We start from the raw sequence: 9,552 nt of genomic DNA on the forward strand, positions 1-9,552 counted from the left end.
GCGAGCGAACTGCCGCCGATCGCCGCGCTGGAGCCGCCCGTCACGGCCAGCAGCGCCCGCGCCGCCCAGCCCCAGGGCCCCGACCACAGTTCGATGTTCTCCAGCAGCGGGCTCCGGAGGCCGTTCCAGCCGAGTACGGCCTGGACGGCGAAGAGCGTGGCCAGCCCGGCCAGCACCAGCGTCCACCAGGTGGACCGGCGGCCCTCGCGCATGGCGACCAGCCCCGAAGCACCGGTCGCGAGCAGACCCAGGGCGCCACCGGCCACCGCGCCGGCCGCCAGGTCGGGCGCGAAGGGCCCGAGCCCGGCCGTGCACATGCTCGTACCGCCGAGTGCGCCCAGCACGGCCCCCAGGACCGTTCCCTTCGCGACGGCGATCCGGAACTTCGGCCGCAGCAGCCGGCCCCACCGCACCGGGAGCGGCAGCAGCCAGTCGACGGTCAGCGCGTCCAGCAGCACGGGCCCGCGCCAGCGCGCGGTGCGCAGCACGGTCAGCAGCGCCAGCGTGCACAGCGCCATCACCGCGTACGGCAGGGCCGTCTGCCAGGGGCTGCCCGGCTGCGGGAGTTGCGGGGTGAAGGCGCCGTAGCGCAGGGCGTGGAAGGCGAAGATGCCGCCGTAGCCGCCGCCGAGCAGGACCACGACGTACACGGTGAAGGCCGCGTCGCGGCGCTGCTGCCCGCGCGCGGCCTCACGTATGCGGCGCAGATGGGCGAAGGTGTCGGTGGTCAGCTCGTCCCAGTACGGGTCGGCGGACCCGGGCAGCGGGTCGTCGGTCTCGTCGGTGTCGTCGGTGTCGTCGCTGGAGTTGGCGTCGTCGGCGTCATCGGCGGCGTCGGCTTCCGCGTACGGATCCGTGTCGGCGTCCACGCCCGGCCCGCTCACAGGCTGAACTCCGCCAGCACGGTGGCGGGCGCTCCTGCGGCGAGCACGCGGCCCTCGTCCAGCACGACGACCCTGTCGGCGGTGCGCAGCGCGAGATCCGTGTGATGGGTGGCCACCAGCACCGCCACCCCGTCCCGCTTCTCGGCGCATATCTGGTCGGCCAGCCGGACGCGCGCGCCCGGGTCGAGGCGCTGCTCCGGCTCGTCGAGGATGAGCAGCTCGCGCGGCCGTACGAAGGCGGTGGCGAGCAGCAGCGACTGCAACTGGCCCGAGGACAGGGCCGAGGGGTAACTGTCCGCGTGCCCGGTCAGCCCACGGTCGGCGAGCGCCCGGTCGGCCCAGGCGGTCGCCTCGTCGCCGACGCCCTGGGCGAGCGCGACCAGCACCAGGTGCGCCCGCGCGGTGAGATCGGGGTAGCAGGCCACGGTGTCACCCACCACCGCGACCCTGGCCCGGGTCGTCGGGTCCTCCTCGCGTATCGGGGCGCCGTCGAACTCCACCGTGCCCTTGGTCGGCCGCTCCCGGCCGGAGGCCAGCCGGAGCAGCGTCGACTTGCCCGAGCCGTTCGCGCCGACCAGCGCCACGCACTCGCCGGGGCGGAGGTTGAGGGTGATGGGGGCGAGCGCCTGGCGCGCCCCGTACGTGCGCGACGCGCCCTTCAGGCGCAGCAGCGGCTTCACGCGGTCACCTGCCCGTCGGCCTTCGCGGCCACCTGCGCGCCCGAGCCTGCCTGCCCGCCCGCGCCCGCCGGTTTCGCGTACTTGGCGACGTACTCCCGCGCGATCCCCAACTCCCGTGCGTTCAGGGCCTTGTCCGCGGCGAGGATCCGCGGCAGCAGCTCCCGCTCCACGGTGACGGCCCGGAAGACCATCCCCACTGTCACCTCGTGATCGGGCCGGTGCACGACCTCGATCGGATCGCCCGCCCTGATCTCGCCGGGCGTGATCACCCGCAGATACGCGCCGGTCGTCGCCTGCCGCGTGAAGCGCCGGATCCAGCCCTGCTCGCCGAGATGTCCCTGGAACGTACGGCACGGGACGCGCCCGCTCGTCGTCTCCAGCACCAGTTCGCCGCCGATCCGCCACCGCTCACCGATCTTCGCCCCGATGAGGTCGATCCCCGAGGTGGTGAGGTTCTCGCCGAACGCGCCGTTGGGCAGCGGCCGGCCCAGCTCCCGCTCCCAGAAGTCCAGATCCTCGCGTGCGTACGCGTAGACCGCCTGGTCGCTGCCGCCGTGGAAGCGCGTGTCGCAGACGGTGTCCCCCGCGAGACCGCTGTCGGTGGCGCCCTCGCCTCTGGGGCCCGGATCGGTGACCCGAACGGCGCCCTCGGCGGGCCGTTTGCCGATGCCCGTGGTGCCGCCCGGCGAGTCGGTGTACTCGACGGCCGTCGGCCGCCCCACATTCACGGTCAGAAGCTTCATATCCGCACGCTAGCCGACCGCGCTGTCACCCCCGCCGCAGAGCGCTCTCCCCAAAGAGATCCGCCGGGACGGACTTCCCTCTCCAAGAGGTGCTTATGGAGGTGCCTATAGTCGGCGGATGATCGAAGCCCGCCACCTCCGCGTCCTGCGCGCCGTCGCCGCCACCGGCTCCTTCTCGGGCGCCGCGCGCGAGCTGGGATGCACCCAGCCGGCCGTAAGCCAGCAGATGAGAACCCTCGAATCGGCGGCCCGTACCCCGCTGCTGGTCCGTTCGGGGCGGGAGACCCGGCTCACCGAGGCCGGACAGGTGCTCCTACGGCACGCGACCGGCATCCTCGCCGGGCTGACCGCCGCGGAGGAGGAGGTCGCCGCCATCGCGGGGCTGCGGGCCGGCCGGGTGAGGCTCGTCTCGTTCCCGAGCGGCAGTTCCACGCTGGTGCCGCCCGCGCTGGCGGCACTGCGCGCCGCGCACCCGGGTACGGAGGTCTCGCTCGTCGAGGCAGAGCCGCCCGGCTCGGCGGTGATGCTGCGGGACGGCGAGTGCGATGTGGCGCTGGCGTTCCGCTACAGCGGTTCGGCCGCCGAGTGGGACGACCTCGTCGTACGGCCGCTGCTGGTGGACCGGCTCGTCGGCCTGGTCCCGGACGGGCACCGGCTCGCCGGAGGGCGTTCGGTGGCCATCGGTGATCTGGCGGGTGACGCGTGGATCGCGGGCTGTCCGCGCTGTCGTACGCACCTGGTGGACGCCTGCGAGGAGGCCGGCTTCACGCCGCGTATCGACTTCGCGACGGACGACTATCCGGCCGTTGTCGGTCTGGTCGCCGCCGGGCTCGGGGTGGCTGTGCTGCCTGAGCTGGCGCTCAAGGCCGTACGGGCGGAGGGCGTCCGGATGCTCCCGGTCGAGCCCGCTGTGCACCGGGAGGTCGTCGCGCTGACCCTGCCGGACATGGCGCGTGTCCCGGCCGTCGCGGCCACGCTGGAACAGCTCGTTCTGGCCGCGGCCCGCTGATCGCGCGGCAACGCCCTACGCGCCGTACGCGCCGGGCGAACCATCAGCAGGAACGTTTCTTCGATAACGGATGGACAGCCGACAGCTACTCCTCGGACTGTCCGTTCACGGGCCCGTGGTGGCCCGGCGCCGACGCCGTGATCAGCCGGGTGCGCGCACGCCCCATCAGCTCTTCGCGTTCGTCCTCGGTCAGTCCGCCCCACACGCCGTACGGCTCCCGCACCGCCAGTGCGTGAGCCGCGCACTCGGCGCGGACGGGGCACCTCATGCACACCTCTTTCGCCGAATTCTCTCGCGCGCTGCGTGCCGCGCCCCTCTCTCCCTCCGGGTGGAAGAAGAGCGAGCTGTCGACACCGCGACAGGCCGCGAGGAGCTGCCAGTCCCACAGATCTGCGTTCGGTCCGGGAAGGCGGGAGAAATCTGCCATTGCTCATATCCCCTTGAAACCTCGGCACTGGATCTTCGACGGTACATCTACTATCTAAGTAGATGTAAATATGACTCTTGGTGAATCTAGCTACAGACACCAGCAAACGTGAAGAAAAGCCGCTAAATGGGGCATAGATATCCCGCGACCCCCAGGCGAAGCGGGGCGCTCTTCTCCGTGTGCGTCCCCTCACATAGAGTGCTGAAGTCGGGCGTCGTACCCGTAACTCTTTCGAGTGACCGTCGTTGAATGTGCGAGGCGGTTGAGAGAAGGAGCGATCGGGCACACGTCCGAGAGCGTCAATCGCACAGGTGACCACATGTACTCAGCCTGGAGGCTCAAGGTGACGCGCAACTGCTGGGGAGGGCGGTCATGACATCCGTCCTCGTCTGCGACGACTCCCCGCTTGCCCGAGAGGCGCTCCGCCGCGCGGTCGCGACCGTGCCCGGCGTCGAGCGCGTGACGACCGCGGCCAACGGGGAGGAAGTCCTCCGCCGCTGGGGTGCCGATCGTTCGGACCTGATTCTGATGGACGTACGGATGCCCGGCCTCGGCGGTGTCGAGACGGTGCGCCGGCTCCTCTCCGCCGACCCGGGCGCACGGATCATCATGCTGACCGTCGCGGAGGACCTGGACGGCGTCGCCCTCGCGGTCGCCGCCGGTGCCCGCGGCTATCTGCACAAGGACGCCTCGCGCGCCGAGTTGCGCGCGACCGTCACCCAGGCGCTCGCCGACCCGACCTGGCGGCTGGCGCCGCGGCGGCTTCGCTCGGCCGAGATGGGCGCGGCGCCCACGCTCACCGCCCGCGAGATCCAGGTGCTCGAAGGCATGAGCCACGGCCGGTCGAACGCGGAGATCGGACGTGAGCTGTTCCTCTCCGAGGACACGGTGAAGACCCACGCGAGGCGGCTTTTCAAGAAGCTCGGTGCCTCCGACCGCGCCCATGCGGTGGCGCTCGGTTTCCGCTGGGGTCTGGTCCGCTGACCCGCGCTGAGCTGGGCCCCGTCCGCTGAAAGGGCCCAGCGGTCCCTGACCCCGCCCGCCGGCCGGGGTCCCGACAGGACTCCGGCGGGCGGGGCAACGTACGCCTGTGCGCCACTGTTTCCCGCGCGATGCCGCATCCTTGAGATGTGGAGTTCCTCGGGGACGAGTCGGACGAGCGCGAGGGGAGGGCGCAGGGGATGAGTTCCGCCGCACCTGCTCATAACGCTTCGGTGCACAACTACGGACGCGGTGCCGCCGATCAGCAGCCGCCAATGCACCATGGACCGATGCGCGACGACGAGACCACGGTGATCGGGACTCTCGTTCACCGTGCCGTCGAGGGGGACGAACAGGCCACGCACGATCTGCTGGCCCGCGTCCACCCGCTCGCGCTGCGCTACTGCCGTACGCGACTGAGCCGGCTGCCCGGTGACGCGCGGCACTTTGTCGAGGATCTCGCGCAGGAGGTCTGCGTCGCTGTCCTGATGGCGCTGCCGCGCTATCGCGACACGGGCAGGCCCTTCGAGGCCTTCGTCTTCGCCATCGCCCACCACAAGGTCGCCGACCTCCAGCGGGCCGCCATGCGGCACCCCGGTTCGACGGCTGTGCCCTCGGACGAGATGCCCGAGCGGCCCGACGACTCCCTCGGCCCCGAGGAGCGCGCGCTGCTCAGCAGCGACGCCGCCTGGGCCAAGAAGCTGCTCGCCAATCTGCCGGACAACCAGCGCGAGCTTCTGGTGCTGCGGGTGGCCGTCGGTCTCACCGCCGAGGAGACCGGACAACTGCTCGGCATGTCACCGGGTGCGGTACGGGTCGCGCAGCACCGCGCGCTCAGCAGGCTCAGGGCGCTGGCGGGACAGTAGGCGGCCTGCCGCGTCGGTCGCGGCCGGCGCGGCAGGCCCGTCGGGTGTGTCCGCCGCGTCGGGTGTGCGGATGTACGGCCGGACACCGGTCGTACCGGCCGTGGAATGAGACGCCTGTGGAGCCCGTTAGCATGGACATCCGCACCGATCAAGGCCATCTGGGGAAGGTGTCATGACTGCAAACGTCGACGGAGTGCCTGAGAAATTCGCGACGCTCGGGCTGACATACGACGACGTGCTGCTGCTGCCGGGCGCTTCGGAGGTGCTGCCCAACCAGGTGGACACGGCGTCCCAGGTCTCGCGCAACGTCCGCGTGAACATCCCGCTGCTCTCCGCGGCGATGGACAAGGTCACCGAGGCACGGATGGCCATCGCCATGGCCCGCCAGGGCGGCGTCGGCGTACTGCACCGCAACCTCTCCATCGCCGACCAGGCCAACCAGGTCGACCTCGTGAAGCGCTCCGAGTCCGGCATGGTCACCGACCCGATCACGGTGCACCCGGACGCGACGCTCGCCGAGGCCGACCAGCTCTGCGCGAAGTTCCGTATCAGCGGCGTGCCGGTGACCGACGCGGCGGGCAAGCTGCTCGGCATCGTCACCAACCGCGACATGGCCTTCGAGGTCGACCGGGCGCGCCAGGTGCGCGAGGTCATGACCCCCATGCCGCTCGTCACCGGCAAGGTCGGCATCTCCGGCGTCGACGCCATGGAACTGCTGCGCCGCCACAAGATCGAGAAGCTGCCGCTGGTCGACGACTCCGGCATTCTCAAGGGCCTCATCACCGTCAAGGACTTCGTCAAGGCGGAGAAGTACCCGCACGCGGCCAAGGACGCGGAGGGCCGGCTGCTCGTCGGCGCCGCCGTCGGCGCGAGCGCCGAGGCGCTGGAGCGGGCCCAGGCACTGGCGGCGGCGGGCGTCGACTTCCTGGTCGTCGACACCTCGCACGGCCACAACAGCAACGCCCTGAGCTGGATGTCCAAGATCAAGTCGAGCGTCTCCGTGGACGTCATCGGCGGCAACGTCGCCACCCGCGATGGCGCGCAGGCACTGATCGACGCGGGCGTGGACGGCGTGAAGGTCGGCGTCGGACCCGGCTCGATCTGCACCACCCGCGTGGTCGCCGGCATCGGCGTGCCGCAGGTCACGGCGATCTACGAGGCGGCGGCCGTCTGTATGGCGGCCGGCATCCCGGTCATCGGCGACGGCGGCCTCCAGTACTCGGGCGACATCGGCAAGGCGCTCGCCGCCGGTGCGAGCACGGTGATGCTGGGCAGCCTGCTCGCGGGCTGCGAGGAGTCGCCGGGCGAGCTCCAGTTCATCAACGGCAAGCAGTTCAAGTCCTACCGGGGCATGGGCTCGCTGGGCGCGATGCAGTCGCGCGGGCAGGGCCGCTCGTACTCGAAGGACCGTTACTTCCAGGCCGAGGTCTCCTCGGACGACAAGCTCGTCCCCGAGGGCATCGAGGGCCAGGTGCCCTACCGGGGCCCGCTCAGCGCCGTACTGCACCAGCTCATCGGCGGTCTGCGCCAGACCATGGGGTACGTCGGGGCCGCCTCCATCGACGAGATGGAGCGCAAGGGCCGGTTCGTCCGGATCACCGCGGCCGGTCTCAAGGAGAGCCACCCGCACGACATCCAGATGACGGTCGAGGCGCCGAACTACAACCAGCACTGACGGCCCGCGCGTCGGCCCGGCCGGATGTCCTCGGCCGGACGTGCGCCGGCGGGGCGTCGGCCGGGCGTAGTCCGGGCGTCCGTCCGCGCGTCAGCAGGTCGGTCCGCCCGTCGGGGGACGGGTCTGCCCGGCGGGGGATACTGGGACGGCTGACGTAGAGGGAAAGGCCACACATCGTGACTGAGATCGAGATCGGGCGCGGCAAGCGCGGCCGCAGGGCGTACGCCTTCGACGACATCGCCGTCGTCCCGAGCCGGCGCACCCGGGACCCGAAGGAGGTCTCGATCGCCTGGCAGATCGACGCCTACCGGTTCGAGCTGCCGTTCCTGGCGGCCCCGATGGACTCCGTGGTCTCCCCGGGGACCGCGATCCGCATCGGTGAGATGGGCGGTCTGGGGGTGCTCAACCTGGAAGGCCTGTGGACCCGTTACGAGGACCCGCAGCCGCTGCTCGACGAGATCGCCGAGCTGGAGGAGGCGACGGCGAACCGCAGGCTCCAGGAGATCTACGCCGAGCCGATCAAGGAAGAGCTGATCGGGCAGCGGATCAAGGAGGTGCGCGACTCGGGTGTGGTCACGGCCGCCGCGCTCTCGCCGCAGCGCACCGCGCAGTTCTCCAAGGCCGTGGTGGACGCCGGGGTCGACATCTTCGTCATCCGGGGTACGACGGTCTCGGCCGAGCATGTCTCGGGTGCGGCGGAGCCGCTGAACCTCAAGGAGTTCATCTACGAACTCGACGTACCGGTCATCGTCGGCGGCTGCGCCACGTACACGGCGGCGCTGCACCTGATGCGTACGGGCGCGGCCGGCGTACTCGTCGGCTTCGGCGGCGGCGCCGCGCACACCACCCGTAACGTCCTGGGCATCCAGGTCCCGATGGCGACCGCGGTCGCCGATGTGGCGGCCGCGCGCAGGGACTACATGGACGAGTCCGGCGGCCGGTACGTCCACGTCATCGCCGACGGCGGTGTCGGCTGGTCCGGCGACCTGCCCAAGGCGATCGCGTGCGGCGCCGACTCCGTGATGATCGGCTCCCCGCTGGCGCGCGCGACGGACGCGCCGGGCAAGGGCCGCCACTGGGGCATGGAAGCGGTCCACGAGGACGTGCCGCGCGGCAAGCTCGTGGACCTGGGCATCGTGGGAACGACGGAGGAGGTCCTCACGGGCCCCTCGCACATCCCGGACGGCTCGATGAACTTCTTCGGCGCGCTGAGGCGGGCCATGGCGACGACGGGCTACAGCGAACTCAAGGAGTTCCAGCGCGTCGAGGTGACGGTGGGGGACTCCCAGCACCGCCGCTGAGCACTGAGAGCAGCACAGGGCCCGGACCGGGTACGCGACCGGTCCGGGCCCTTCGCCGCGGGCGGGGCGAGGCGGTTTTGTTGAACCCTCATGCGGCGGCCCGCCGTTCGGGAGCTTGTTGCCGATATGGCGGCCCGGGACCGGCGGCGTACGCTGCCGGAACTTCACCGGTTCAGCCGCCAGTTGGGAGTCCCCGCGTGAACGACCAGCGGAAGAGGCCTTTCCTGTACGTCGTCGTGTGTGGGGCGGGGGTGGCGGGGGACGTCGGGAAGCTGATCGCCTCGGCGCAGGAGCAGCGGTGGGACGTGGGGGTTGTCGCGACGCCGCAGGGGCTCGGCTTCATCGACCGGGGCGCGGTCGAGAGCCTGAGCGGCTACCCGGTCCGGTCCGCCTGGCGCGAGCCGGGCGACGGGCGGCCCTTGCCGCCGGCGGATGCCATCGCCGTGGCGCCGGCCACGTTCAATACGGTCAACAAGTGGGCGGCGGGTATTGCCGACACGCCGGCGCTGGGCATCCTGTGCGAGGCGTTCGGGCTCGGCATTCCCGCCGCCGTGCTGCCGTACGTCAACCAGGCCCAGGCCGCCCACCCCGCGTACCGCCGGAGCATCGACGAACTGCGTGGGATGGGTGTCCTGATCGGCAGCTACGAGCCCCACCGGCCCAAGGCCGGTGGGGGCATGGACCGCTATCGGTGGGACGAGGCTCTCGAGCTGCTCTCGCCGAAGGTCGCGGCCGTCGGCTGACCGGCGACGATGCGGGTCGGTCAGGCCTTCTTGGCGCCCGAGAAGGCCGCGAAGGCCGCCAGGGCCAAGAAGAGGAACGTCATGATGTCCAGGCTCTCGTTCCAGGCCTTGGTCAGGACGCTGAAGTGCCCGAAGAAGATATCCATCGCCGACATGTTGACGTCCTTGCCCGCGATGATGGCGATGTCCACGAGCTGGCCCAGGTAGACGGCGCCCACTGCCAGGACCGCGCTGATCGCGGCC

The 9,552-nt window shown here is 71.2% G+C and carries 10 protein-coding genes and 2 pseudogenes; 7 read left to right on the plus strand and 5 right to left on the minus strand.

The genetic code is table 11. From position 1 onward, the window contains the following. The 3 genes from QR77_RS46875 to QR77_RS25040 form a co-directional block, all read right to left on the minus strand. Positions 1–884: DUF6297 family protein (locus QR77_RS46875; RefSeq protein ID WP_040024350.1), on the minus strand; the 884-nt coding region annotated here is incomplete at its 3' end. After that, the gene (locus QR77_RS25035; protein WP_236710799.1) at positions 881–1,564 is read right to left on the minus strand and encodes an ABC transporter ATP-binding protein; all 684 of its coding nucleotides are present in this window, start codon (positions 1,562–1,564) and stop codon (positions 881–883) included. The genes QR77_RS25035 and QR77_RS46875, both read right to left, overlap by 4 nt. Beyond that, positions 1,561–2,307, minus strand: a complete 747-nt coding sequence (locus QR77_RS25040) for an MOSC domain-containing protein (protein WP_052489036.1) — start codon at positions 2,305–2,307, stop codon at positions 1,561–1,563. The genes QR77_RS25035 and QR77_RS25040 overlap by 4 nt, the downstream gene beginning before the upstream one ends. 118 nt (positions 2,308–2,425) lie before the next feature. On the opposite strand from QR77_RS25040, the gene QR77_RS25045 reads away from it, so the two are divergent. Then, positions 2,426–3,316 (plus strand): LysR family transcriptional regulator, encoded by an 891-nt coding sequence (locus tag QR77_RS25045; protein ID WP_040024351.1) that lies wholly within the window; start codon positions 2,426–2,428, stop codon positions 3,314–3,316. Between the two features lie 85 nt (positions 3,317–3,401). On the opposite strand, the gene QR77_RS25050 is transcribed toward QR77_RS25045, so the two are convergent. Continuing rightward, complete coding sequence (locus QR77_RS25050; RefSeq protein WP_040024352.1) at positions 3,402–3,743, minus strand: WhiB family transcriptional regulator; 342 nt, start codon at positions 3,741–3,743, stop codon at positions 3,402–3,404. A gap of 372 nt (positions 3,744–4,115) precedes the next feature. Here QR77_RS25050 and QR77_RS25055 point away from each other — a divergent pair, with 372 nt between their 5' ends. The 6 genes and pseudogenes from QR77_RS25055 (at position 4,116) to QR77_RS25075 (ending at position 9,309) form a co-directional block, all read left to right on the plus strand. Beyond that, positions 4,116–4,727, plus strand: a complete 612-nt coding sequence (locus QR77_RS25055; protein ID WP_003948568.1) for a response regulator transcription factor — start codon at positions 4,116–4,118, stop codon at positions 4,725–4,727. 287 nt (positions 4,728–5,014) lie between these two features. After that, positions 5,015–5,590, plus strand: coding sequence for a sigma-70 family RNA polymerase sigma factor (locus QR77_RS25060; RefSeq protein ID WP_040024353.1), 576 nt, complete (start codon positions 5,015–5,017; stop codon positions 5,588–5,590). 172 nt (positions 5,591–5,762) lie between these two features. Next, the gene (guaB, locus tag QR77_RS25065; RefSeq protein WP_040024354.1) at positions 5,763–7,265 is read left to right on the plus strand and encodes an IMP dehydrogenase; all 1,503 of its coding nucleotides are present in this window, start codon (positions 5,763–5,765) and stop codon (positions 7,263–7,265) included. A 176-nt stretch (positions 7,266–7,441) separates the two neighbouring features. Next, complete coding sequence (locus tag QR77_RS25070; RefSeq protein WP_040024355.1) at positions 7,442–8,566, plus strand: GuaB3 family IMP dehydrogenase-related protein; 1,125 nt, start codon at positions 7,442–7,444, stop codon at positions 8,564–8,566. A gap of 90 nt (positions 8,567–8,656) precedes the next feature. Beyond that, a pseudogene (locus tag QR77_RS49065) lies at positions 8,657–8,767 on the plus strand (heavy metal transporter CzcB); the annotation flags it as partial. Continuing rightward, positions 8,764–9,309, plus strand: a complete 546-nt coding sequence (locus QR77_RS25075) for a flavoprotein (RefSeq protein ID WP_040024356.1) — start codon at positions 8,764–8,766, stop codon at positions 9,307–9,309. The pseudogene QR77_RS49065 and the gene QR77_RS25075, both read left to right, overlap by 4 nt. A 20-nt stretch (positions 9,310–9,329) precedes the next feature. On the opposite strand, the pseudogene QR77_RS49070 reads toward QR77_RS25075, so the two are convergent. Further along, positions 9,330–9,552 (minus strand): annotated as a pseudogene (locus tag QR77_RS49070) (hypothetical protein); the annotation flags it as partial.

Source organism: Streptomyces sp. 150FB, from assembly GCF_000818195.1.
Lineage (GTDB): Bacteria > Actinomycetota > Actinomycetes > Streptomycetales > Streptomycetaceae > Streptomyces.

Coding starts and splice junctions, on each gene's coding strand:
- QR77_RS25040 (WP_052489036.1), bottom strand. CDS start 2,307: ATGAAGCTTCTGACCGTGAATGTGGGGCGGCCGACGGCCGTCGAGTAC.
- QR77_RS25045 (WP_040024351.1), top strand. CDS start 2,426: ATGATCGAAGCCCGCCACCTCCGCGTCCTGCGCGCCGTCGCCGCCACC.
- QR77_RS25050 (WP_040024352.1), bottom strand. CDS start 3,743: ATGGCAGATTTCTCCCGCCTTCCCGGACCGAACGCAGATCTGTGGGAC.
- QR77_RS25055 (WP_003948568.1), top strand. CDS start 4,116: ATGACATCCGTCCTCGTCTGCGACGACTCCCCGCTTGCCCGAGAGGCG.
- QR77_RS25060 (WP_040024353.1), top strand. CDS start 5,015: ATGCGCGACGACGAGACCACGGTGATCGGGACTCTCGTTCACCGTGCC.
- guaB (WP_040024354.1), top strand. CDS start 5,763: ATGACTGCAAACGTCGACGGAGTGCCTGAGAAATTCGCGACGCTCGGG.